Source organism: Bacteroides sp. FSHCM14E1 (assembly GCF_019633785.1).
GTDB lineage: Bacteria > Bacteroidota > Bacteroidia > Bacteroidales > Bacteroidaceae > Bacteroides > Bacteroides hominis.
Genome location: NZ_JADKYL010000006.1, coordinates 269,757 through 295,362, shown reverse-complemented (window position 1 = coordinate 295,362; position 25,606 = coordinate 269,757). Strand labels below are relative to the sequence as shown.

Below are 25,606 nucleotides of genomic sequence, written 5' to 3'. Positions count from 1 at the left end.
AGCCTGTCCGCCGCTCATCCTTCAGTTGTTTGTCGTCAGGATTTATACCACTCCGGAGAATCCCATAAATGCCATAGCCAGCAATCCGGCTGTAATTAAAGCAATCGGAGTTCCCTTCATACCTTCGGGAATTTTCACAAGGCTCATTTGCTCACGGAGTCCGGCAAAAAGCACCAAGGCTAAGCCAAAACCGATAGCAGTAGAGAATGCATAGACAACTCCCGTCAATAAATCATAATCTTTCTGGATAACAAGAATAGCCACACCCAAAATACAACAGTTTGTCGTAATTAAGGGAAGGAATACGCCCAGTGCCTGATAAAGTGCAGGGGAAACCTTTTTTAGAATAATTTCCACCATCTGGACCAGTGCCGCAATGACCAAAATAAACGTAATAGTCTGCAAGTACTGCAATCCGAAAGCATCGAGCACAAACTTCTGGATCAGGAACGTTACGATTGTGGCAATGGTAAGCACAAAAGCCACCGCTGCACTCATACCCAACGCTGTATCCACTTTCTTGGAAACACCCAGAAACGGACAGATTCCCAGAAATTGCGACAACACAATGTTATTAACAAAGATTGCCGAGATAAATATCAATATATATTCCATAATCGTTTATTTTAATTTGCTTTCTTAAGGCTGTTAATCAGCGCAATCAGATATCCTAATGCAATAAACGCACCCGGAGCAAGAACAAAGACAAGCATACCATATTCTTCGGGGATGATTGACAAGTTGAATATCTTACCTGTACCCAGAAACTCGCGGACAGCTCCCAACAATGTAAGAGCAATCGTAAAGCCCAGTCCCATACCAATTCCGTCGAACATGGACGAAAGAGCATTATTCTTAGCTGCAAATGCTTCTGCACGTCCCAATACAATACAGTTCACAACAATCAACGGAATAAAAAGCCCTAATGTAGCATACAATCCAGGGACATAAGCCTGCATCACCATCTGAAGCAAAGTCACAAAAGACGCGATTACCACAATGAATGACGGAATGCGTACCATGTCCGGAATCAAGTTCTTTATCAACGAGATCACCACATTAGAGCAAATCAAAACAAACATAGTGGCAAGTCCCATACCCATACCGTTAATGGCCGAAGAAGTCGTACCCAATGTAGGACACATACCAAGCAGGAGCACAAATGTCGGATTCTCTTTAACAATCCCATTCATCAATACTTTAAAGTTATTCATATCTTTATACTCCTTTCTTATTTAATAACTACTGAATCGACAATCGCAGTTTCAGACTCCTGTACTGGAGCGGCTTTCTGAGAAGCACCGGTTGTCCCGTTAGTATCGCCATTGCCTTTATAAGCACCATACGCAGCGTTCACGGCATTCAAGAAAGCGCGTGAAGTGATTGTAGAAGCGGTAATAGCATCTACCTGTCCACCATCCTTACTTACCGTTAACGGTTGCTCACCCGGATTCATTCCTTTAATACTACCTTTATTGCCTTCCTTAAACCAATCGGCCGCTTTTGAACCAAGCCCGGGAGTCTCGGCATGTGACAACAATGAATAGTTATAGATTTTGCCTTCGGCATCAAAACCAACCAGTACTTTCAGCTCTCCGCCAAATCCCATCGATTTAGCTTCAACCGCCGTCCCGACCCATTGTTCTCCGTTTTTAGCCGGATAAATAATAAAGTCAACAACCTTCTTACCGTCTTTCTCACTAAACATAGTATCACACTCTGCAACCGGATTATTCGTGAATTCGGGTAAGACTTCTTTTAAAGCCTCATTCAGTGTTTTTGCATTTGCTTCTGCAATAGGCCCTTTGGTCAACTCATTCACATAAGCCAGCAGAGCTACCGAAATAGCTGTTACTCCCGTGAGTACCAGCAACATATTTTTCAATGATGATTCTAACTTTTTCATTTCTTCTTCGCTACCTCCCCAAAGCGTTTTGGTTTACAATATGTATTGATTAGCGGAGTGAATGCATTCATAATCAGAATAGCAAATGACATACCTTCCGGATATGCACCGAATAAACGGATAACAACTGTCAGCAAACCGATGCAAACACCATAAATCAGCATACCTTTTTTACTCATCGGAGAAGTCACATAATCAGTCGCCATAAAAATGGCACCCAGCATCAGACCTCCCGAAAGCAACTGGATTACCGGAGAAGCATAAGCTTCCGGATTGGCCAGGTACATAATGCCTGAGAATACAAATACAGTGGCCAGAATAGATACCGGAATATGCCATGTAATGATTCTCTTCCATAACATATAGAGGAGGCCCAAAATCAAAGCAGCTGCACTCACCTCGCCCAAACATCCGCCATTATTGCCAATGAACAAATTCCAGGCATCAGGAAGTTGGCTAAAAGCTGAGGCATCACCATGAACGGCTTGTTTCATCAAGGCTAACGGAGTAGCAGCGGTAGTAGCATCAGTATAGGCAGTCAACTGACCAACCACCGGCCACGAAGTCATTTGCACAGGGAATGATAACAACAGAAACACACGTCCTGCCAATGCCGGGTTAAACGGATTATTTCCCAATCCGCCAAATGACATCTTACCGACACCAATAGCGAATAAAGCACCTAAAATAATGATCCAAATAGGCAGGTTCGACGGAAGATTGAATGCCAGCAACACCCCTGTGATGATAGCAGACCCATCACAAATAGTAGTGGTTTCTTTCTTCAGCAAGAACTTACCGATTGCCCATTCAAAAAACAGACAGGCTATCACAGAAGTCGCTGTGACAATCAACGCACCCAGTCCGAAATATACGAGCGAAACGATGAAGGCAGGAATCAGTGCGATCAACACACCGTACATATTTTTCTGTACACTGTCTCCACCATGAACGTGAGGCGATAATGATACGATTAATTTATTTTCCATACTTATTATTTTTTAGCTTGACGTGCACGAATCATGGCACCAACTTTTCCTTTACCCAAACGACAATAGTCGAGTAACGGACGATTGGCAGGACAAGTGAATTGGCAAGAACCGCACTCGATACAATCCATGATTCTTTCTGATTCCATTCTTTCAAATTCTGTGTTCTCGGCCAAAGCGGAAAGCAGATATGGTTCCAGTCCCATCGGACAGGCACTTACACACTTCGCACAACGGATGCAATTTTGTATTTCTCCGCGTTTAGCCTCTTTCCGGTTCATAATCAAAATTCCGGAACTTCCCTTAGCAGTAGGAACATCGGTATTAACCAATGCTTTACCCATCATCGGGCCGCCTCCAATTACCTTTCCGGTGTCTTCGGGCAAACCGCCACAGGCATCAATCAGTTGTTGCATCGGAGTTCCGATACGTGCCAGGAAGTTGGAAGGTTTAGCAACCGATTTACCGGTCACCGTAATCACACGTTCAAACAAAGGCTTATTTTTCTGCACAGCCTGGTATACTGCAAATGCTGTACCTACATTCTGAACAACCGCTCCTGTAGAGATGGGTAGTGCACCACTCGCAACCTGACGTTTGGTTATAGCATCGATCAGCTGCTTCTCACCTCCTTGCGGATATTTCACCTTCAAAGGTACAACCTCGATACCAGCATAACTGGATGCAACTTTTGTCATCAACTCAATAGCATCGGGTTTATTGTTTTCAATACCGATAAATGCCTTATTTACCTTTACGGCTTTCATCAGAATGGAAACTCCTACCATTACCTCTTCGGCATGCTCCAACATCAACTGATGGTCGGCGGTTAAATAAGGCTCACACTCTACAGCGTTTATAATAACACATTCTGCTTTAAATGAAGGAGGCGGACAGAGTTTAACCTGAGTGGGGAAACAAGCTCCTCCCAAACCAACAATACCGGCATCGGCTATCTTCTTCACAATCTCTTCCGAAGTCAATTCGCACTCTTTCACCAGTTCAGGGCTGCGATCGATAGATTCTTCCCATTCGTCCCCGTCTACATCTATAAAAATAGCAGGTTTGGCATAACCACTCGCATCGACGATTGAATCAACCTTAGCGACTTTGCCACTGACAGAAGAGTGAATGGCAGCCGAAACAAAGCCATTGGCTTCGGCTATTTTAGTGCCCACCTTCACCACATCACCTTTTGCCACAATAGGCTTAGCAGGTGCACCGATATGCTGCCCCAAAAGTATCACAGCTTTTGCCGGAACTTCCGCCGTAATAATGGGTTGATGTGCTGACAGTTTATTTTCGTGTGGATGAACACCACCAATTGAAAATGTCTTCAACATACAATTCTGTATTTTATCTGTTTATTACTCGTTTTCTTAAGCTTCAGCTGTTTTAGCAGCTTCGGCAACAGGTGCTTCCTCTTTGGGTTTGCGCGGAGGGAAATTCAACTCGATGATAGTGTTCTGGGGACAAACTTCAACACACTTACGACAAGACTTACATTTGTTGTAGTCAATGTAAGCAAGATTGTTCTCAAGTGTGATTGCTTCAAACGGACAAGTCTTGACACACTTACCACAACCGATGCAACTTACCGTACAAGCTTTACGCGCAACAGCCCCCTTGTCTTTATTGACACAAGATACATATACGCGGCGGGATTTTTTGCCCTTAGCACGAAGTTCGATTATCGCTTTCGGACAAGCTTTGACGCAAGCACCACAGGCTGTACACTTTTCTTCATCCACTTCAGGAAGTCCTGTTTCGGGATTCATGTGAATAGCATCAAACTGGCAAGCAGCCACACAATCGCCACATCCCAGACACCCATAGCTACAGCCGGTTTCTCCACCATAAAGCGAAGCGGCAATAGCACAACTCTTTGCACCGTCATACATATTTGTACGCGGACGGTTCGTGCAGGTTCCGTTACATCTAACCACTGCCACCATCGGTTCTGCAGTTCCGGCGTCCAGCCCGAGGATCGAAGCAACCTGCGACATCACAGGTTGTCCGCCTACCGGACAAAACTTACCTTCCAGCGAACCGGCTTTGACGCAAGCATCAGCAAATCCGCTGCAACCCGGATAACCACATCCACCGCAGTTAGCCTGAGGCAACACTTCGGATACCTGGGCAATTCGTGGGTCTTCGTACACGGCAAATTTCTTGGAAGCAACATACAATATCGCAGCCAGTACAAGCGCAATAGCTCCCAAAGAAATCACTGCAATCAGAATCAAATTCATAATTTTTAGTTATTTATTGGTTTTATAGTAAAAGAAAATTTTTGTTTCAACCGAGTTCTGTTCAGCCATATTATATAATAATAAGGAACAAGCACCGCTAAAGCAGCAAGCGCTCCATATAGTTCACTATGAAGAACTGTCTTGAAAACGAAAAGGCCGAGAATTAAAAGAAAGAGAGGAATAACAAAGGCCAGAAATACAGCCTGCATACCCATGGAAGTAGCACCAATAATTGTCACCTCGTCACCTACCTTCCATACAGATGAAGTGTCGGTAATCTCAATTACCTTCTCTTTGCTATCTGCCGAAGAGCAATGTCCCTTGACACTGCAAGTTGAGCAGGCCGATGTTTGGATGATCCTCACAGAAACCTGAGAACCACTTATGTTTTCCACAATACCTTGATGAGTTATTATATTAGTCATTTTGCAAACTGCACATTACAAATTGCGGCAAATTTAAGCATAAGTTTGAGAACTACGAAGTATTTGAATGTTTTTTATAGCGCAATAAGAGTTCTTTTTGAAGTATTTTTTTACTCCATTAATCAGGAGTAGAAACAGAAAAAGCAGGCTTTTTGCCTGCTTTACTGCTAAATTGTTATCATCCTCCGATATTTTAAAATAAATTAGAAACAGAAACCGATTCTTTTATCACTTTCTGTTCATTTCCTTATTTTACATCTTCAAACATTCATTTATCTCAATCATCCGAATCAAATCTGTCCGTTGAATGGAAAAAGTGCTGCTTTCTTTCTGAACATACTTCAGTAAAGTGAGCCCGTCCTGGCGCAGTTTAGACTTTTGCAAAATATTAGACTCCATCTCATCCGAAATCTTCAGCAGGGTCATGGCAGCCAGTTCTATCTTTCCCATCCGGTTAGGATCTCCTTCATAATGGTCAATCAGTTCATCCGGATTCATACTCTGCAACTGCTCCTGAGGAAGTCCTAAAATCTGTCGTGTAAGACAGTCGTACTCTGTCCATTCATCCTTACGAAACTTCTTTTTATTCAAAATCATATTAACAATTAATGAAATGATTTCCTGAATCATTCGTATCAGATAATCTTGTTTAATCATAAGGCGCTTTCTTTAAGTATAACATTTTAATTACAGCGATGAAATTTGCACTACCGGAAACAACAGAGCCGACTGAAAACTCCAGCCGGCCCCATATTTATCTTTGTGTCAACTATTCCTTTACCATTTATAGTTCAGACCAAAACTGAGCAACTCTTTCAACTGGAAATAACTGCTACCGGTGGTCGGCTTTGCACTGTCATCAAAGCGTGCATGCACAAAAAGCTTAGTAGAAAGATAACGGTTCAATACAAAATTGAAAGTATTTTCCCACTCAATGCGTACCCATTTATAGTTAGTCAGATAGTTCAGACGGGAATCGACTACAATGGACGGAATAATGGTCCATGAAATGGTAGGTTGTACCTGTGCACCAAAGTCATTCTTTGAACATTTACCTTTATCCAGTCCGAACTTGGTTTCGTCCACATTTTTGTTACCAATATAACGAAGGTTATAGGTCAATGGAGACATGAATACGGAAAGGTTGAATTTTTTCTTTTTCAGCTTATAATCCATACCGACACTGACAATCACATCGGCAGGAGCAAGGAAAGCAGCAACCAGTTCTTCACTGTTAGCCTTATAACCTTTAACAAACTGAGTCTTAAACTCACCGGTGATAGTATAGTACCAATTATGTGCAGCCTGGATACCTAATTTGGAATACAAGCGCAACTGGTCGGTATTGACCAGATACTTATGATATTCATCCGATGGAGAAGAGTTGAATCCTAATTTAGCCTCCAACAGATTCTCAAACTGCACTTTCTCACGGTCATTGTAATTGGCAAACAACTGTAAATTAGCCATTACAGCATTGTTACTCTCACCACCTTTATACCAGTTGTCCGATATATAGTTCTGAGTAATTTGAAGCGAACCGTTACCTCCCGTCACCCACCAGTTAGGTTTCGAAATTACCATTTCTGCTTCACCTACATTCTCTTCTACCTTATCTGCACGGAACAGGCTTTTCACTTCCGTCTTCGGAATTTCAATCTTTTTATTGCCATGATACAATTTACGGCTCATTATATGATCTTCGGTAGTAACAACCAAATTGGGATGGTTCAGGTATAAATCCATCAAAGCAGCATCTACCAGCCGGGCCGATCTCTTGATTTTGGTAAACTGCAAAGTGTCACACGGTGATAACTGCTCATTAAGAGAAGGTGCAGTAAAAGGCTCTTTAAATTTCCAGCGCATAGTAGAATATTCCGCAATAGGCGAATAATAATAAGTTAGCGGAACAAACAGGCGGTAGTAATCCGGATCTGTTTTCACATAACGCATAGGTACTGAAGGATCATTGAGGTATTCCAACTCTCCTATATAATTATTATATAAGATGGACACTGTATCCATCTTGGGCTTCGGACCATCCAGATTCAGTTTCAGGAGAAGGTACTGCTGAAGCACCTCGGAAAGTGTATCAGCTTTCACTTCATTTTGCACTGTCTCGGAAACCGGTTTTATCGTCTTCTGCGCCATCACTGACGAAGAAAACAGGATTGCAAATGCTAATGTTGAGATGTGACTAGTCTTCATTTTTATAACAAATTTGAGGGCAAATTTACATTAAATAGTTTAGATTACATAAAATTCGCTCATTTTTAATAGGAATAACCGATCAAACGGATCGATGAAACAACCGATCTGTTTTACCGGAATTTGTATGGCATGCATGAGCTACACGGATTTATCCTGTAGACAGGTTTATGCTACTTATGCCACCACACGGATAAAGCCCCATTCATCCGTTAGAGGCATACAACTTTTTGTCGTCCAAACATTTCGGAACCCGGAATTGCATTTTTTAATAAATTTGTTTTGTAGAAAGCATCTGTTCTTCCCCATTTTTTTGTAATTTTGCGGTTTTTAAGATTCAAATCAAACGATTTAGAAACAAATTATTAAAACAGTTATAGCTGTGGGAGAAACAAAGTATATTTTCGTAACCGGTGGTGTTGCCTCTTCTTTAGGAAAAGGTATCATTTCATCTTCCATCGGTAAATTGCTGCAAGCAAGAGGTTATAAAGTAACTATCCAAAAGTTTGACCCGTACATCAACATTGACCCGGGAACATTGAACCCTTATGAACACGGAGAATGCTACGTGACTGTAGACGGCCATGAAGCCGACCTTGACTTAGGACACTACGAACGTTTCCTGGGCATCCAGACTACAAAGGCCAACAATATCACTACAGGCCGTATCTATAAGAGTGTCATTGATAAAGAACGCCGTGGAGACTATCTGGGAAAAACCATTCAAGTCATTCCCCACATCACGGATGAAATCAAGCGTAACGTCAAGTTGCTGGGCAACAAGTATAAGTTCGACTTTGTAATTACAGAAATCGGAGGCACGGTAGGTGACATCGAGTCCTTGCCTTATCTGGAAAGTATCCGTCAGTTGAAATGGGAGTTGGGACAGAATGCGTTGTGCGTGCATTTAACTTATGTACCTTTCCTGTCTGCCGCTCAAGAACTGAAAACCAAACCGACCCAACACTCTGTAAAAGAATTGCAGTCACTCGGAGTGCAACCGGATATTCTGGTGCTTCGTACCGAACATGACCTGAACGCCAACCTGCGTAAGAAAGTGGCATTGTTCTGTAATGTTGCCGAGAATGCGGTCGTTCAGTCAATCGATGCTTCAACTATATATGAAGTACCCCTGTTGATGCAGGAACAAGGCTTGGACGAAACCATACTTCAGAAAATGGGCTTACCTGTGGGCGAACGTCCGCCGTTGGGACCTTGGAAAGACTTCTTGAACCGTCGTGCCAATGCTACCGAAACGGTGACTATTGCAATGGTAGGTAAATACGTTGAACTGCAGGATGCGTATAAGTCTATCCTGGAATCACTGTCACAGGCTGCCACTTATAATGACCGTAAAGTTAAAATAGAATATGTATCATCCGAACACCTCACTCCGGACAATGTGGACGAACAGCTGGGACATGTAGACGGAGTAGTTATCTGTCCGGGATTCGGTTCACGTGGTATCGAAGGTAAGTTCGTAGCTGCCAAGTACACCCGCGAACATAACATTCCGACTTTTGGTATCTGTCTGGGTATGCAATGCATGGCCATCGAATTTGCCCGCAACGTACTGGGTTATGCCGATGCCAATTCTATTGAAATGGACGAAAAGACCAAACATAACGTTATCGACATCATGGAAGAGCAGAAGGCCATCACCAATATGGGAGGTACAATGCGTCTGGGTGCTTACGAATGCGTCTTGAAAAAAGACTCTAAAGTATACGAAGCTTATAAACAAGAACATATTCAGGAGCGTCATCGCCACCGTTACGAATTCAACAACGACTATCGCAAGCAATTCGAAGAGGCCGGCATGAAATGTGTAGGTATCAATCCGGAATCGGACCTGGTAGAGATTGTAGAGATCCCTACATTGAAATGGTACATCGGAACGCAGTTCCATCCGGAATACAGCAGTACGGTGCTACACCCGCATCCGTTGTTCGTATCGTTCATTAAGGCTGCAATCGATAAGTAAAATCACTATCGTATAGATTATTAATCATTAATCACTAAAACAAGAGAATGGATAAAAACACCATCACAGGCCTCGTTTTAATAGGTATATTACTGGTAGGATTCAGTTTTCTGAGCCGTCCCAGCGAGGAGCAAATAGCCGCCCAGAAGCGGTATTATGACTCTATAGCCGTGGTACAGCAGCAAGAAGAAGCACTGAAAGCCAAAACCGAAGCTGCACTGGCTAACGAAAAAGAGGAAACAGCCGCCGATTCGGCATCTCTCTTCTTCAATGCCACCCAAGGTAAAGAGGCGTTTACTACTATCCAGAACAATTTGGTAGAAATCACTCTGGATAACAAAGGCGGCCGCGTTTACTCTGCCCTGTTGAAAAACTACATGGGACAAGATAAGAAACCGGTTGTGTTGTTCAACGGCAGCGATGCTTCCATGAACTTCAACTTCTACAATAAGAAGGGTGCCCTCCAGACAAAAGACTTCTATTTCGAAGCAGTCAATAAAACAGACAGCAGTGTTACGATGCGTCTGGCCGCCGACAGTGCCAGCTATATCGACTTTATTTATACACTGAAACCGGATAATTATCTGATGAGCTTTGTGATTAAAGCAACAGGTATGGAAGGCAAATTGGCTGCTACTACAAACTATGTGGACATCTCGTGGTCACAACGTGCCCGCCAGATCGAGAAAGGATATACTTACGAGAACCGTTTGGCAGACCTCACCTACAAATATACAGGTGATGATGTGGACAACCTTTCGGCAAGTAAAGACGATGAAAAGTCAGTACCGGAGCGTCTGGACTGGATTGCTTTCAAAAACCAGTTCTTCTCTTCTGTATTCATTGCAGAACAGGATTTCGAAAAGACTACGGTCAGATCGAAAATGGAGAAACAGGGAAGTGGCTACATCAAAGACTACTCGGCTGAAATGAGTACGTTCTTCGATCCTACCGGTAAGCAACCGACCGACATGTATTTCTACTTCGGCCCAAACCACTATAAAACACTGACCGCATTGGACAAGGGACGTGAAGAGAAATGGGAACTCAACAACCTGGTATATCTGGGTTGGCCGTTGATTCGATGGATCAACAAATGGATCACCATCAACGTGTTCGACTGGTTGTCAGGTTGGGGATTAGGCATGGGTGTCGTACTGTTGCTATTGACAATTATGGTGAAAGTTGTGGTTTTTCCGGCAACCTGGAAGACTTATATGTCATCGGCCAAGATGCGTGTACTGAAACCAAAAATTGACGAGATCAATAAGAAATATCCCAAGCAGGAAGATGCGATGAAGAAACAGCAAGAGGTAATGGGACTATACAGTCAATACGGTGTAAGCCCGATGGGCGGCTGTTTGCCGATGCTTGTTCAATTCCCTATCCTGATGGCATTGTTCATGTTTGTGCCGAGCGCTATCGAACTCCGCCAGCAGAGTTTCCTTTGGGCGGACGACTTATCGACCTACGACGCATTCATCACTTTCCCGTTCCATATTCCGTTCTTGGGTAATCACCTCAGCTTGTTCTGCCTGCTGATGACCATTACCAATATCCTGAACACGAAGTACACGATGCAGCAGCAGGATACAGGTGCCCAGCCGCAAATGGCAGCAATGAAGTGGATGATGTATCTGATGCCGATTATGTTCCTCTTCGTTTTGAACGACTATCCTTCGGGATTGAACTATTACTACTTCATTTCGACTTTGATCAGTGTGGTAACCATGATCATACTGCGCCGGACAACTGACGAAGACAAGTTGCTCGCCGATCTGGAAGCAAAGAAAAAAGATCCGAAGCAAATGAAGAAGACCGGATTTTCCGCACGTTTGGAAGCCATGCAGAAACAGCAGGAACAGATGGCAAAAGAACGGGCTAATAAGCAGAATAAGCGATAAGAAATAAAAATTAGCTTAAAGACCGAAGAGCCGGGCAAGCAGTATATGTTTGTCCGGCTTTTTTTCCCCTTTATAGAATATATAAAAACATGACTACCAAATACACATACAAAGAGATATGGCTCATAGCCTACCCTATCCTGATCAGCCTGATCATGGAACAATTAATAGGTATGACAGACACTGCCTTCCTGGGACGGGTAGGCGAAATAGAACTGGGGGCCTCGGCCATCGCAGGCGTATATTATCTGGCCATTTTCATGATGGCGTTCGGATTCAGCATCGGAGCACAAATCCTGATAGCCCGGCGAAACGGCGAGCAACAATACCGCACCATCGGACCGATATTCTATCAGGGGGTCTATTTTTTGCTGGCATTGGCAATAGTGGCATTTACCCTTTCTTTATGCTTCTCTCCTCATTTGCTGAAACTGGTTATCAGTTCGCAGCACATTTATGACGCGTCCATCAGCTACATCAACTGGAGAGTTTTTGGTTTCTTTTTCTCTTTCGTCGGCGTGATGTTCCGGGCATTTTTTGTAGGTACCACACAGACCAAGACCCTGACATTGAATTCAATCGTAATGGTATTGTCCAACATAGTATTCAACTATATCCTGATATTCGGTAAGTTCGGCTTCCCCGCATTAGGTATTGCCGGAGCTGCTATCGGGTCGTCACTGGCCGAAATGGTATCGGTCATCTTTTTCATCGTCTATACCTGGAAGCGGATAGACTGTAAGAAGTATGCACTGAACCAGCTTCCCAGTTTCCAACCGGAAACATTAAAACGAATATTAAACGTATCTTTTTGGACTATGATCCAAAATTTCTTCTCACTATCCACCTGGTTCATGTTCTTCCTTTTTGTGGAACATCTGGGCGAACGCGCACTGGCCATTACGAACATTATCCGCAACGTATCGGGTATTCCATTTATGGTTGCGATGGCATTTGCCACCACATGCGGCTCCCTGGTGAGCAACCTGATAGGCGCAGGAGAGATTAAAAGCGTACCCGGAACTATCCGGCAGCATGTACGCATCGGCTATGTTTTTGTATTACCTCTGGTACTGTTCTTCGCCCTCTTCCCTGATCTGGTGTTAAGTATCTATACAGATATACCGGATCTGAAAGAGGCTTCCATCCCCTCGTTATGGGTATTATGTTCCGCCTATCTGATATTGGTCCCGGCCAATGTTTATTTCCAGGCGGTATCCGGAACGGGCAATACACGTACGGCACTGGGATTAGAACTCTGCGTGCTGGCTGTCTATCTGGCTTATATCACGTATGTCATCCTCTATCTGAGAGTAGACGTAGCCTTCTGCTGGACTACAGAGCATTTATACGGAATCTGTATCCTGACTCTGTCGTACATCTATATAAAGAAAGGAAACTGGCAAAAAAAGCAGATTTGACCTGATTTTTGCTTATCTTCGCAACTCAAATAATCAATTATTAAAAACTTATGAGACAAGTAAACCTATTTATTATGTCGGCAACAATGATGTTAGCATCCTGTGGCGGAACCAAGGATGCAGGCAAAACGGACCAGGCGCTGATCGGAAAATCCGATATCAAAATCGAGGGGAAGCGGATGACTCCCGAAGCACTCTGGGCAATGGGACGTATCGGCGGACTCTCTGTATCGCCCGATGGAAAACAGATAGCCTATACAGTGGCTTACTACAGTGTACCCGAAAACAAAAGCAACCGGGAAGTTTTTGTGATGAACGCAGACGGAACCGACAACCGGCAAATCACTCACACTCCTTTTCAGGAAAATGAAGTGACTTGGGCAACGGACGGAAGCAAACTGCTTTTCCTGAGCAACGACAACGGCAGCAGCCAACTGTACGAAATGAACCCCGACGGTAGCGGACGCAAACAGATTTCCAATTATGACGGAAATATCGAAGGATATTCCATCTCGCCGGACGGCAAGAAGATACTGTTCATCGCCCAAGTAAAGACTGTTAAAAGCACGGCTGACAAATATCCTGACCTGGACAAAGCAACCGGCATCATCATCACCGACCTGATGTACAAACATTGGGATGAATGGGTGACAACTGCCCCCCACCCCTTTATCGCCGATTTCGATGGCAAGTCGGTAACCAACATCGTAGACGTGCTGGAAGGTGAGCCTTACGAAAGTCCGATGAAACCATGGGGAGGTATCGAACAACTGGCATGGAACACGACCTCGGATAAAGTGGCTTATACCTGTCGAAAGAAAACGGGACTGGCTTATGCCATTTCTACCAACTCGGATATCTATGTATACGACCTCAATACCAAGAAAACAATAAATATCACCGAAGGTATGATGGGTTATGATACTAATCCGCAATATTCTCCGGATGGAAAGAGCATCGCCTGGCAAAGTATGGAGCGTGATGGTTACGAAGCAGACCAGAACCGTCTCTTCATCATGAATCTGGAAACCGGAGAAAAACGTTTTGCCAGCAAAGCGTTCGATTCGAATGTAGATGCATTCGTATGGAGCCAGGATGCCAAGACGATCTATTTCACCGGTGTATGGCATGGTGAAACTCAAATCTACTCACTCGATCTGACCAATGATTCTGTACGTCCTGTCACTTCGGGTATGTACGACTATGAAGGCGTTGCCCTCTTCGGTGATAAACTGATTGCCAAACGTCACTCTATGAGCATGGGAGATGAAATTTATGCCGTTTCCTTGGATGGGCAGACGACACAACTGACTCAAGAGAACAAGCAGATCTACGATCAGATAGAGATGGGCAAAGTTGAAGGACGCTGGATGAAAACGACAGATGGCAAAGAAATGCTGACATGGGTCATCTATCCGCCCCAGTTCGATCCGAATAAGAAATATCCGACACTGCTCTTCTGCGAAGGCGGTCCACAGAGCCCGGTAAGCCAATTCTGGAGTTATCGCTGGAACATGCAGATTATGGCTGCCAACGGCTATATCGTTGTAGCACCGAACCGCCGCGGACTTCCCGGTTTCGGAGTGGAATGGAACGAAGCTATCAGCGGAGATTACGGTGGCCAATGCATGAAGGATTATTTCACGGCAATCGACGAAATGGCAAAAGAACCTTTCGTTGACAAAGACCACCTGGGCTGTGTGGGTGCCAGCTTCGGAGGATTCTCCGTCTACTGGCTGGCAGGACATCACAACAAACGTTTCAAAGCCTTCATTGCCCACGATGGTATCTTCAACATGGAGATGCAATACCTGGAGACAGAAGAGAAATGGTTTGCCAATTGGGATATGGGAGGCGCATACTGGGAAAAGCAGAATCCGGTTGCCCAGCGCACTTTTGCGAACTCTCCGCACTTGTTCGTCGAAAAATGGGATACCCCGATTCTTTGCATCCACGGTGAGAAGGATTACCGTATCCTTGCCAATCAGGCCATGGCTGCGTTCGACGCTGCCGTAATGCGTGGCGTACCAGCTGAACTGCTTATTTATCCGGACGAGAACCACTGGGTGTTGAAACCGCAAAACGGTGTGTTGTGGCAACGCACTTTCTTCGAATGGCTGGACAAATGGTTGAAACCAAACACTACAGATTCCAAATAAAGGCTCTGTTCTGCTAAAATAAAGGCTCTGTTCCGACGGAACAGAGCCTTTATTTTAGCAGAACAGAGTGTCCGTTTACTCCTTCGGAAAGCTTACATCCGCTTCAACTTGACAATCTCTCCAAGTACCGGAATATACACGTCTATCCTACGTTTCTTTGCTTCGGCAGTAAAAACCTGCGGAGGGTCATGCAGAGGTTCGTCCGACAAGTCGAACGTACCATAATGCATCGGGATGGTAAGAGCTGCTTTCATATCGGTGGACGCTGTCAGTGCATCGTAAGGTGAAATGTGATTGGGCTGCATAAACCAACGCGGCTTATAAGCACCGATACCCACCAAAGCATAATCGGGTGTCCCGAATAGCTCGGGTATCTCACGGAAATGCCTGGAATATCCGGTATCGCCACTGTAATAGATGGAGATGCCGTCACCCTGTACCATAAACGCTCCCCACAGCCTTCGTCCTCCGTCACGCACCGAACGCTTGCTCCAATGCTGGGCAGGAAGAAAAGTAATCTTCAACCTGTCATCTTCTATCTGTTGGTACCATCCGGCCTCCGTTACCTCAAGCTCCGGAAACCAACTCTTTATCAATTCACCGGTACCCAACCCACAGAAAAGTTTCATCCGGGGATTGTTCTTCACCAGCCGGGCTACACTTTGCTTATCCAAATGGTCGAAATGGTCGTGACTGATAAGCAGGTAATCTATATCGGTAAAAATATCGGGGTTTGCCGGAAAATCACTCTGACGTTTGACAAAAGGGATATCTCCAAAAACAGGATCGAACATGACACGTTTTCCTGCCAATTGAAGGAAGAAGGAGTTATGCCCCAGCCATATCAGCGAATTACCGACCACCCCTTCCAATGAACGCAGATAACTCATCCGGGGATTCCACTTCACACTCTTCTTCTCTTTCCGCTGCGGATTGGGAGAAAGGCGCCATTTCAAGACACTTCCCATCCCGGGACGAAAACGATGCTGGCGATTGACAAACTTTCCTCTCACCACAGGATTACCCCGCCAATGCGGGTTTACCGTTGCCAGTCTTTCATTTCTTCTGAAACATATATGCTCGCCCATACACTTATATACTTTTTTCGTTGTGTAACAAACAAAAATAACAAAAGATTTGTGTATAGTCGCAGAATAAGACATTTTTTTAACTTAAAAAGATCACCCTCACGTCAAACAGGATTGTAACGTGAGGGGTAATCTTCGCAAGCGTCATCCGTATGCAGTATGGCGAGTACGACCAGCATCGCTCTCTACAAGCCAATGCTACCGATAAATAAATACGTTATCATTGTTTTTGGTTCCAGACAGTCAGTACCCTAACTTATCGACCCACTCACGAATGGATTTTTCATTGGCACGATTAAGTAATCTTCCCTCTTTCCATTTCAAATTGTGATAGTCTTTTTTCAATGCTGTCACACTACCTGTAATACTGCTTCCTCCCGAAGTGGCAAAAGGTATGATGATCTTATTTTTAAGATCATGACTTTCAATGAAAGTGTTCACAACCCGAGGTGCAAGATTCCACCAGATGGGATAGCCGATAAAGATCACTTCATAATCGGCTATGTTTTCTTTTTTATTCTTAAGGACCGGACGTGATTTCAGATCGTTCATCTCCACCGAGCTGCGCGATTGTTTGTTATGCCAGTCAAGATCGGCATTCGTATAAGGTTTTGCAGGAGTGATGGCATACAGTTCACCACCCGTAACCTGAGCCAGTTTCTTTGCAGCTTCCGCCGTAGTACCGGTTGCCGAAAAGTAGGCAACTAAAATTCGTTTACCATTGTGCCCCTGCTTTATGGGATTTTGTGCCGCTGCGTGTAAATTCATAAATAAGATTGCTAAAAGCGTTAGTAAAACAGATTTTGTTCTCATATTATTCAATATTTTAATAAGTTATTTTATTACTTTTCTCATACGTTTACGATTGCTGCAATGCAAGCCGTCGATCGTTGCCTGCCACCATCCTTTGCTAAAGCTCAAACCATACAGGAGTACTGTCAAATATACGGCAGTTATACTCCGAATTTAGCAACTCTTCATCTTCAGCTCTATTCAGGGACTATTGATTTGATGAATTTCGCCGGAACTCCTCCGACAATGACATTCGGCGGCACATCTTTTGTGACCACCGCTCCCGCCGCAATAACGGCATTGTCACCAATCATCACACCCGGAAGAATTGTGGCATTTGCCCCTACCCAGACATTTTTTCCTAAAACAATCGGAGCAGGATACGTTGTTCCGCGGTCTTCAGGAGCAAGCCCGTGATTAAGAGTGGCAAACACTACATTATGTCCGATTTGGCAACTGTCGCCAATGGTTATGCCACCGTGATCCTGAAAGTGGCAACAGGCATTTATGAATACATCATCACCTATCACTATATTCTTCCCAAAATCAGTATAGAACGGAGGAAATACGCAAAGTGTAGGCGGAACCGGACTTCCAAAAAGCTCGGATAATAAATTTCGCACTTCGGCCGGCGTATGGTAAGAAGCATTCAGCCTGAATGTAAAACGCCTTGCCTCGTTACTCATATCATCCATAAAACAGTGGATTTCTTCTGTGTTGAGAGGCTTACGTGACTTTACATACTCTTTAAAACTTTCGATAGTCATATTATTGTCGTTATAATTTTACTCATACATCTTTGGCTACATCCTATGTCGCGATACCAATCCGATAGCCGATATATTTAATTGCAAAATTACCGGAATAAAAAGGAGCGGTTGTATATGATTTACGGATACTCATACCCGAATCCCCGATTTTGAAATAAAACGCATATTATCTACAAAAAAAAATACCTTCCGGACACACAACGGAAGGTATTTCTACACATGTCAATCTATTCATGGACAGGTCATCCGACCAAAAGGAAAGGATAAGGCCATCCCAAATAAGACAGGTTGATAACAAAGATTACGGCTGCCAGCACCCACAGTATCAATAAAGACCATTTCAGTCCGGACACCATAGCCGGCCAATCAAATATCTGTCGGAGAATAGCATAAATGATCCCCGCCAAAGGTATGCCCACCAATGCTACTCCTGCAATACTTCCTACAATGGTCATCATCGGCGAAGTGGAGATCAGCGGTGACCAATCGACTGCTGGCAGCATATGATAGAGAGCAGCTCCACCACCAATGGCTACTGCAATGGCAGCAATCACCAGAGCAACAAAAACAATGGCAAGCACAAAAAGCACCGGACTGCATATAATGGCGAGCACCACCAGACAGGCTTTCAGAAAGAAACCCGCTATCGATACCAACGCATCGCCCACCTTCTGCAGAAAACTGCGGGGCTTACCTGAATTTACATAATTGTTCACCCCGTTGGCTACCCTTTCAAACCCATCAGTCACCGTCTTACCGATATTCTCTATGGTGATATCCTCACCGCGCATACTCAACTTCTCGGCTGCCGTACGGGCCTCGGGAATAATCAGCCAACAGATGATGTATATAGGAATCAACACTCCATATCCACAGATCAGCACAACGAACATAATCAGTCGCAACAGCGTTACATCCCAGTTCAGATATGCAGCCAGCCCGCTAATCACCCCTCCCAATATTTTATCATCCGGATTACGGTAAAAACGGCGATGAATGGTTGTGCCGGATTGTGCCCCTGTATGTCCGGCTGTCTTTTGAGGTTCGTCTTCCTCACTCTCCTCACCAAAATCTTCGGGTTTTCCCATCCGGGCAATCACTTCTTCTACGTCGGCAATCGTAATCACTTGCGATCCGGCAGCCAACTTCTCGGCAAATAGTTCGGAGATGCGATTCTCTATATCGTTCACAATCTCCTCTGCTCCTTCTTGTTTGCGGAAGTGAAGTTTTAGGTTGCACAAATAATTATCGAGCAACCGGTAGGCATCCTCGTCGATATGAAAAACGGTTCCACCTAAATTTACGGTTAATGTTTTTTTCATCTTTATTTCTTTTTAAATGGATTCTCTATTAGCAATATGATTCACAGTTTCGTTCAGCTCCCTCCACGAAAGTTCCAGTTCGCCAAGGAACAACTCGCCTTTCTCTGTCAGCTTATAATACTTCCGTGGCGGTCCCTGTGTAGATTCCACCCATTCGTAACTAAGTAAATCATCGTTTTTCAATCGGGTCAACAATGGATACAATGTGCCCTCCACCACAATCAGCTTTGCCTCTTTCAACTTCTGGATGATATCCGAAGCGTAAGCCGGCTCTTTATGCAACAGCAGCATGATGCAATATTCCAGCATGCCTTTTCGCATTTGCGACTTTACATTATCTACATTCATAAGCTTTACCTTTTTGATGCGACAAATATATGCATAACTTTAGTACTATGCAATGCAAAGTACCTTAAATTCATACTAATTAACTTATTAAGATACCTCCACCTTATTATAAAAGCAAATTATCACTATATTTGCGACATAAACCGAAAAATACAACAAACATGTTTACTATCCGAAAAGCCACTTCAGATGATTGCATACTGATTAACAAACTGGCGAAACAGGTATTTCCGACTACTTACAAAGAAATACTTTCGCCCGATCAACTTGACTACATGATGGAATGGATGTACGCGCCCCTGAATATCCGCAAACAAATGGAAAAAGAAGGACACGTATACTTCATCGCTTACCAGGAAGATGAACCTTGCGGCTATGTATCAGTACAGCCTCAAGGAGATGATGTGTTTCATCTCCAGAAAATATATGTCCTTCCCTCTTTTCAGGGAGCACACCTGGGAAGCAAACTATTTGACCATGCAGTACAATACATCAAAGAGATTCATCCGTCTCCCTGTCTGATGGAATTAAATGTCAACCGGAATAACAAGGCATTGCACTTTTATGAACATAAAGGGATGAAAAAACTACGTGAAGGTGATTTTCACATCGGAAACGGATATTATATGAATGACTATATCATGGGATTGGAACTCTGATGCGCATGTAAAGAAAATGCCAATATAAGAAACGCCCCATTACATATATTGTTATCGTAATAACAAATAATGTAACGGGGCGTTTGGTGTATAGATACAACCCGAAGGTTATGCTACTTTTTCAAGTTTCTTCATGATAGAGAAGATGAACAGAGCGGCCAGCAGACAGCATACGATAAGTACACTCCATACCATCCACAACTGCATGCCACCCCACAGATAACCAATGATGGCAACGAGGTAGTTACCAATGGCAGTTGCGGCAAACCATCCACCCATCATCATACCTTTGTATTTAGGAGGAGCTACTTTCGAAACAAACGAAATACCCATCGGAGAGAGGAACAACTCGGCGAAAGTAAGCACCAGATAAGTAGAGATCAACCAGTTTGGAGAAACCAGTGCGTCTTTCTCGATGCCACTGGCTGCCAGAGCATCCGGAGTAGGCAACCCGATAGACCCAATGGCCATTATCAAGAAACCGCATACGGCAATCATCATACCGATACCGATTTTACGCGGAGCAGAAGGTTCTTTCCCTTTTCTGGCAAGATATCCAAACACCGCCAGTGAAACCGGAGTCAAGGCAATCACGAAGAACGGATTGAATTGCTGGAAGATCTGAGGCAGAATATTAACAGTAGGATCCATAGAGCTATAGCTCCATCCCAGACAGAGAAGTGCGGCAGCAACTACTATACCGGCAATCATTTTTGATTTGCCGGTCTTTCCCTGGAACAGTGAAAAAAGTCCGTAAATAACAATCAACAAGAAGGTGAGGTTCACGATATTGAAGCCCAAACGGTCGAGTCCGGTCACCTCTTGTGCGGTATAATCACGTGCAAAGAATGTCAGTGTCAGTCCGTTCTGGTGGAAAGCCATCCAGAAGAAAATAACTACGGCAAATACAAGCAACAAAGCCACGATGCGCTGTTTGGTTTGTTCCGGAGTCAACTTCTCCTCAACTACGTTAGCCGGTTTAGCTTGTTTAGAGTTGTAGTCGGCATGTTTAAATGTAGAGCGGAAAGCGACGTAAATCAACATCGAAATAATCAATGATACACATGCCACACCAAATCCATAGTTATATGCTTCAGAAAGCTTATCGATATAAGTAGTACAGAATGTGGCAATGTCGCCGGTAAAGTTCTGTGCAGCCTGCAATGATTCCAAAGTAGCCTGGTTAGCAGGAGTGATTGTACCGTCAAGATATTGATGTGCCAATGAAGGAATCTGAGGAACATACGAAAGCCCTGCCTTGCCCAACATATAGTTGGTTACCTTTGTAGCAGCTGTCGGAGCGTACATCGCACCGATATTGATAGCCATATAGAATATACTGAACGCCGTGTCACGTTTGGAGCTATATTCGGGGGCATCATACAAATTACCCACCATTACCTGCAAATTACCTTTAAAAAGTCCGGTACCGCAAGCAATCAGAGCCAGTGCACCAAACATCATTACTTTGCCGGAATCGTTGGAAGTCGGGATGGCAAGCAGTGCGTAGCCGATAAACATGACTACAATACCCATTGTCACCATTTTGCCATAACCAAACTTATCGGCAAGAATACCACCAAAGAACGGAATAAAATAAACAGCAGCCAAAAAGCATCCGAAAATGGTAGAAGTTTCAGCAGCAGTGTAACCAAACTTTGCTTGTAGAAACAAAGTAAAAATCGCAAGCATGGTATAGTAACCGAATCGCTCGCCTGTGTTGGCAAGTGCCAGAGCATACAAACCCTTAGGTTGTCCTTCAAACATAAAATTAGAATATTAGATTATTAAATAGATATTTTCTGCAAATATATACTTTTTACTGAAATTAAACAGTATATAATACACAAACTTCCGCCCGAACCTCGTTTATTAGCTCTTTAGGATCAATTTTTATCTGTAATCCGCGTTGCCCCGCACTTACATAAATATACGGAAACTCCAGACAGGTTTCATGGATATAGGTGGGAAAATGTTTTTTCATTCCGACAGGCGAACAGGCACCGCGGATATATCCGGTGACGGAAAGAAGCTCTTTCATAGGAATCATATCACAACTCTTATTACCGGACACCTTTGCGGCAAGCTTCAGATTTACCTCTTTGTCTCCGGGAATCACGCAAACGAAGTATCCCGTTTTATCGCCATGAAGCACAAGAGTTTTAAAAACCTGATCAATATTCTCTCCCAAACTGGCCGCTACATGCACAGCACTCAAATCATTTTCGTCTACCTCGTAAGGGATAAGTTCATAGGAAATTTTGGCCTTATCCAACAGACGGGCAGCATTGGTCTTATTGATTTTCATAGATATATGTATATTGGAGCAGCCATAGAAAAAAGCTGCTATTAGTAAGTTAATAACGTAACTCTACAAAGTTAACTTCGTAGTTGCAGGAAGTTAACTTTGTACAAATACGATATTAACTCTTTATTATTTAACAAGTTAATATCGTATATACAAATTATCAATCGATTCTCAGTTCTTCGCGAAGAAACTTCGGGGTATATCCTTTTGTACTCTTCGCAACCTCTTCCGGTGTCCCGAAACTGAGAAGTTCCCCTCCCCCTTTACCGCCTTCGGGGCCCATGTCGATAATGTAATCCGCCATCTTTATCACATCCAGATTATGCTCAATGACGATCACAGTATTACCTTTATCCACCAATTTATTTAATACTCCCATCAGCACACGGATATCCTCAAAATGCAGACCGGTAGTCGGTTCATCAAGAATATACAAAGTCTTTCCCGTATCTCGTTTCGAAAGCTCCGTTGCCAATTTTACGCGCTGGCTTTCACCTCCCGAAAGGGTGGTTGATGATTGCCCTAATTTAATGTATCCCAATCCAACATCCTGGATAGTCTTAATTTTGTTCAGAATCTGAGGAACATTTTCAAAGAACTCTACCGCACGGTTAATGGTCATATCGAGCACATCGGCAATGGATTTTCCCTTGAAACGCACTTCCAGAGTTTCGCGGTTATAACGTTTGCCATGACAAACTTCACATGGAACATATACATCGGGCAGGAAATTCATTTCGATTGTCTTGTAGCCATTCCCGGAACATGCCTCACAACGTCCTCCGGAGACATTGAAAGAAAAACGACCGGGTTTATAGCCACGAATCTTAGCTTCCGGCAATCCGACAAAAAGACTGCGGATATCTGAAAAGACACCGGTATAAGTGGCAGGATTGGAACGCGGAGTACGCCCCAACGGAGACTGGTCCACATTGACAACCTTATCTATGTTCTCCAATCCTTCAATAGAATCGTATTCCAAAGGATCCTGCAAAGAACGATAGAACTTCTGCGAAAGTATCGGTTGCAAAGTTTCATTTATCAACGTAGACTTACCACTACCGGATACTCCCGTAACACAAATCAGTTTGCCTAACGGAAATTCGACATCTACATTCTTCAGATTATTCCCTTTAGCGCCACGCAACCATAAAGATTTTCCATTACCGGGACGCCGCTTGGAAGGCACTTCGATGGCAGTTTGTCCGTTGAGATACTGTGAAGTAAGCGTACTGGTCTTCAACATCTTTTGCGGAGTTCCGGCAAAAACAACTTCTCCCCCCAGTCGTCCGGCTTTAGGCCCCATGTCAATCACATAGTCGGCAGCCAGCATCATATCTTTATCATGCTCTACCACGATCACAGAGTTACCCATATCACGCAGTTCTTTCAAGGAGTTGATTAACCGCAGGTTATCACGTTGGTGCAGCCCGATGCTCGGCTCGTCAAGAATATAAAGCACATTGACCAGTTGAGAACCAATTTGTGTGGCCAGACGGATACGCTGACTCTCCCCACCCGACAGACTGACGGAACTACGGTTTAAAGACAGATAATCCAATCCTACATCCAACAGGAATTTTAAGCGGGTACGTATCTCCTTCAAAATCTCTGCGGCAATCATTTTCTGCTTATCCGTCAGAAATTCGTCCACTTTCATCAACCAGTCATACAACTCATTGATGTCCATATTTGAAAGTTCATTGATATTTTTATCATGGATACGGAAGTGGAGTGCTTCCTTATTCAGTTTCGCTCCCTTACATTCAGGGCAAACTGTGGTTTTGGCAAATTGTTCCGCCCATTTCTGTGCAGTGGCCGAAGCATCTTTCTCCTGCAACATCTGGATATACTTGACAACACCTTCATACGTCACAAAATAATCGGAAGAAGTACCTATCAAAGAGCTTTTTATCTTGATACGTTCGTCCGAGCCATACAGAATCTCGTCGATTGCATCATTTGGCAAATCTTTTACGGGAGTCTTCAATGACGCATCATATTTCTCCAGCAAAGCACCGATCTGCCAGAAAATCATTGCATTCTTATATTTACCTAAAGGAGCTATCGCCCCTTCATATATAGACAACTCTTTATCAGGAATCACCTTATCTACATCAATCTGACTGACTACCCCCAATCCCTTACAACGCGGACAAGCTCCCTGCGGAGAATTGAACGAAAAGTTGTGCGGAGCCGGTTCACGATACGACAGTCCCGTGACAGGGCACATCAGGCGTTTACTGTAGTGACGGATACTCTCTGTCTGTGCATCAAGAATCATCAATAATCCGTCGCCCTGCCGCATAGCAGTAGCGACACTCTGTTTCAACCTCTTGTCATCCTTATCTTCCACGATAAGCTTATCCACAACGACTTCGATGTCGTGGTTTTTATAACGATCCAGTTTCAGTCCGTGGGTGATTTCGCGTACTTCTCCATCTATACGGACATACAAATATCCCTTTTTGCGAATCTGCTCGAAGAGTTCTTTGTAATGTCCCTTACGTGAACGCACCAAAGGTGCCAGCATATAAATTTTCTTTCCTTTATAATCTTTCAGGATCAGTTCCAGTATCTGTTCCTCAGTGTATTTCACCATCTTTTCTCCCGAGAGATAAGAATAGGCTATTCCGGCACGGGCATAAAGCAGACGGAGATAATCGTAAATCTCTGTAGTAGTGCCGACCGTGGAACGGGGATTTTTATTCGTAGTCTTTTGTTCTATGGAAATAACCGGACTCAACCCTGTAATCTTATCTACATCCGGACGCTCCAGATTGCCCAAAAAGTTGCGGGCATAAGCCGAAAAGGTTTCAATATAGCGGCGCTGGCCCTCTGCAAATATTGTATCGAAAGCAAGAGATGATTTCCCGCTTCCACTCAGTCCGGTAATCACAGTCAGGCTGTCACGTGGTATTTCCGCATCAATGTCTTTCAGATTGTGTACGCGCGCACCGTACACATTTATATATTCTGTTTCCTGCATACTCTAACTTTTATTGAGTTGCAAAATTAATGTTTCCGCCCGAAATATAGTTTTAAAAAACACAATATTATTTTCTTAACTC

22 protein-coding genes are annotated in these 25,606 nt (G+C 43.8%); 5 read left to right on the top strand and 17 right to left on the bottom strand.

What is annotated here, in order from left to right; all coding sequences use genetic code 11:
• Positions 1 to 42 precede the first annotated feature (42 nt).
• The 9 genes from rsxA to ISX59_RS12075 form a co-directional block, all read right to left on the bottom strand.
• Positions 43 to 615 carry an electron transport complex subunit RsxA gene (gene rsxA / locus ISX59_RS12115; protein ID WP_005778198.1) on the bottom strand — a complete coding sequence of 191 codons (573 nt, stop codon included), beginning with the start codon at positions 613 to 615 and terminating at the stop codon, positions 43 to 45.
• An 11-nt stretch (positions 616 to 626) separates the two neighbouring features.
• Positions 627 to 1,214, bottom strand: a complete 588-nt coding sequence (rsxE, locus tag ISX59_RS12110; RefSeq protein ID WP_005778200.1) for an RnfABCDGE type electron transport complex subunit E — start codon at positions 1,212 to 1,214, stop codon at positions 627 to 629.
• Positions 1,215 to 1,231: 17 nt separating this feature from the next.
• The gene (locus ISX59_RS12105) at positions 1,232 to 1,906 is read right to left on the bottom strand and encodes an RnfABCDGE type electron transport complex subunit G (RefSeq protein ID WP_044300231.1); all 675 of its coding nucleotides are present in this window, start codon (positions 1,904 to 1,906) and stop codon (positions 1,232 to 1,234) included.
• Positions 1,903 to 2,895, bottom strand: a complete 993-nt coding sequence (locus tag ISX59_RS12100; RefSeq protein ID WP_032540529.1) for an RnfABCDGE type electron transport complex subunit D — start codon at positions 2,893 to 2,895, stop codon at positions 1,903 to 1,905. Before ISX59_RS12100 ends, ISX59_RS12105 begins: the two co-directional genes overlap by 4 nt.
• 5 nt (positions 2,896 to 2,900) lie before the next feature.
• The gene (rsxC, locus tag ISX59_RS12095; protein WP_005806533.1) at positions 2,901 to 4,238 is read right to left on the bottom strand and encodes an electron transport complex subunit RsxC; all 1,338 of its coding nucleotides are present in this window, start codon (positions 4,236 to 4,238) and stop codon (positions 2,901 to 2,903) included.
• Between the two features lie 36 nt (positions 4,239 to 4,274).
• Positions 4,275 to 5,147, bottom strand: coding sequence for a Fe-S cluster domain-containing protein (locus ISX59_RS12090; protein ID WP_005778209.1), 873 nt, complete (start codon positions 5,145 to 5,147; stop codon positions 4,275 to 4,277).
• Between the two features lie 5 nt (positions 5,148 to 5,152).
• On the bottom strand, positions 5,153 to 5,572 hold the full coding sequence (locus tag ISX59_RS12085; RefSeq protein ID WP_005778211.1) for a SoxR reducing system RseC family protein: 420 nt from the start codon (positions 5,570 to 5,572) through the stop codon (positions 5,153 to 5,155).
• A 252-nt stretch (positions 5,573 to 5,824) separates the two neighbouring features.
• Positions 5,825 to 6,229, bottom strand: a complete 405-nt coding sequence (locus tag ISX59_RS12080) for a hypothetical protein (protein WP_005778212.1) — start codon at positions 6,227 to 6,229, stop codon at positions 5,825 to 5,827.
• Between the two features lie 120 nt (positions 6,230 to 6,349).
• On the bottom strand, positions 6,350 to 7,780 hold the full coding sequence (locus ISX59_RS12075) for a DUF3078 domain-containing protein (protein WP_220575932.1): 1,431 nt from the start codon (positions 7,778 to 7,780) through the stop codon (positions 6,350 to 6,352).
• 382 nt (positions 7,781 to 8,162) lie between these two features.
• Between ISX59_RS12075 and ISX59_RS12070 the strand changes: the two genes are divergently transcribed.
• The 4 genes from ISX59_RS12070 (at position 8,163) to ISX59_RS12055 (ending at position 15,248) form a co-directional block, all read left to right on the top strand.
• Complete coding sequence (locus tag ISX59_RS12070) at positions 8,163 to 9,764, top strand: CTP synthase (RefSeq protein WP_005806541.1); 1,602 nt, start codon at positions 8,163 to 8,165, stop codon at positions 9,762 to 9,764.
• Between the two features lie 47 nt (positions 9,765 to 9,811).
• A complete protein-coding gene (yidC, locus tag ISX59_RS12065; RefSeq protein ID WP_220575931.1) occupies positions 9,812 to 11,668 on the top strand; it encodes a membrane protein insertase YidC in 1,857 nt (618 codons plus the stop codon).
• A gap of 89 nt (positions 11,669 to 11,757) precedes the next feature.
• Positions 11,758 to 13,089: an MATE family efflux transporter gene (locus ISX59_RS12060; protein ID WP_005820523.1), complete on the top strand. Its 1,332-nt coding sequence runs from the start codon at positions 11,758 to 11,760 to the stop codon at positions 13,087 to 13,089.
• 50 nt (positions 13,090 to 13,139) lie between these two features.
• Positions 13,140 to 15,248 carry a S9 family peptidase gene (locus tag ISX59_RS12055; protein ID WP_032540527.1) on the top strand — a complete coding sequence of 703 codons (2,109 nt, stop codon included), beginning with the start codon at positions 13,140 to 13,142 and terminating at the stop codon, positions 15,246 to 15,248.
• A 92-nt stretch (positions 15,249 to 15,340) separates the two neighbouring features.
• Here ISX59_RS12055 and ISX59_RS12050 read toward each other — a convergent pair whose 3' ends face one another.
• The 5 genes from ISX59_RS12050 to ISX59_RS12030 all read right to left on the bottom strand — a co-directional run bounded on the left by ISX59_RS12050 (position 15,341) and on the right by ISX59_RS12030 (position 19,568).
• Positions 15,341 to 16,336 carry an MBL fold metallo-hydrolase gene (locus ISX59_RS12050; protein ID WP_032540526.1) on the bottom strand — a complete coding sequence of 332 codons (996 nt, stop codon included), beginning with the start codon at positions 16,334 to 16,336 and terminating at the stop codon, positions 15,341 to 15,343.
• A 243-nt stretch (positions 16,337 to 16,579) separates the two neighbouring features.
• The gene (locus tag ISX59_RS12045; protein WP_032540524.1) at positions 16,580 to 17,149 is read right to left on the bottom strand and encodes a flavodoxin; all 570 of its coding nucleotides are present in this window, start codon (positions 17,147 to 17,149) and stop codon (positions 16,580 to 16,582) included.
• Positions 17,150 to 17,325: 176 nt separating this feature from the next.
• Complete coding sequence (locus tag ISX59_RS12040; protein ID WP_220575930.1) at positions 17,326 to 17,895, bottom strand: sugar O-acetyltransferase; 570 nt, start codon at positions 17,893 to 17,895, stop codon at positions 17,326 to 17,328.
• Positions 17,896 to 18,140: 245 nt separating this feature from the next.
• Positions 18,141 to 19,220, bottom strand: coding sequence for a PspC domain-containing protein (locus ISX59_RS12035; RefSeq protein WP_032540523.1), 1,080 nt, complete (start codon positions 19,218 to 19,220; stop codon positions 18,141 to 18,143).
• A 12-nt stretch (positions 19,221 to 19,232) separates the two neighbouring features.
• Positions 19,233 to 19,568: a PadR family transcriptional regulator gene (locus ISX59_RS12030; RefSeq protein WP_005820533.1), complete on the bottom strand. Its 336-nt coding sequence runs from the start codon at positions 19,566 to 19,568 to the stop codon at positions 19,233 to 19,235.
• A gap of 161 nt (positions 19,569 to 19,729) precedes the next feature.
• On the opposite strand from ISX59_RS12030, the gene ISX59_RS12025 reads away from it, so the two are divergent.
• Positions 19,730 to 20,227: a GNAT family N-acetyltransferase gene (locus tag ISX59_RS12025; RefSeq protein WP_005778232.1), complete on the top strand. Its 498-nt coding sequence runs from the start codon at positions 19,730 to 19,732 to the stop codon at positions 20,225 to 20,227.
• A 108-nt stretch (positions 20,228 to 20,335) separates the two neighbouring features.
• Here the strand turns inward: ISX59_RS12025 and ISX59_RS12020 are convergent, their stop codons facing one another.
• From ISX59_RS12020 to uvrA, 3 genes are all read right to left on the bottom strand, one after another.
• On the bottom strand, positions 20,336 to 21,994 hold the full coding sequence (locus ISX59_RS12020; protein ID WP_005778234.1) for a peptide MFS transporter: 1,659 nt from the start codon (positions 21,992 to 21,994) through the stop codon (positions 20,336 to 20,338).
• 61 nt (positions 21,995 to 22,055) lie between these two features.
• Entirely contained in the window at positions 22,056 to 22,535 is a 480-nt protein-coding gene (gene ybaK / locus ISX59_RS12015) for a Cys-tRNA(Pro) deacylase (protein ID WP_005778236.1), read from the bottom strand.
• Positions 22,536 to 22,695: 160 nt separating this feature from the next.
• On the bottom strand, positions 22,696 to 25,524 hold the full coding sequence (uvrA, locus tag ISX59_RS12010) for an excinuclease ABC subunit UvrA (RefSeq protein WP_005778238.1): 2,829 nt from the start codon (positions 25,522 to 25,524) through the stop codon (positions 22,696 to 22,698).
• Positions 25,525 to 25,606 lie beyond the last annotated feature (82 nt).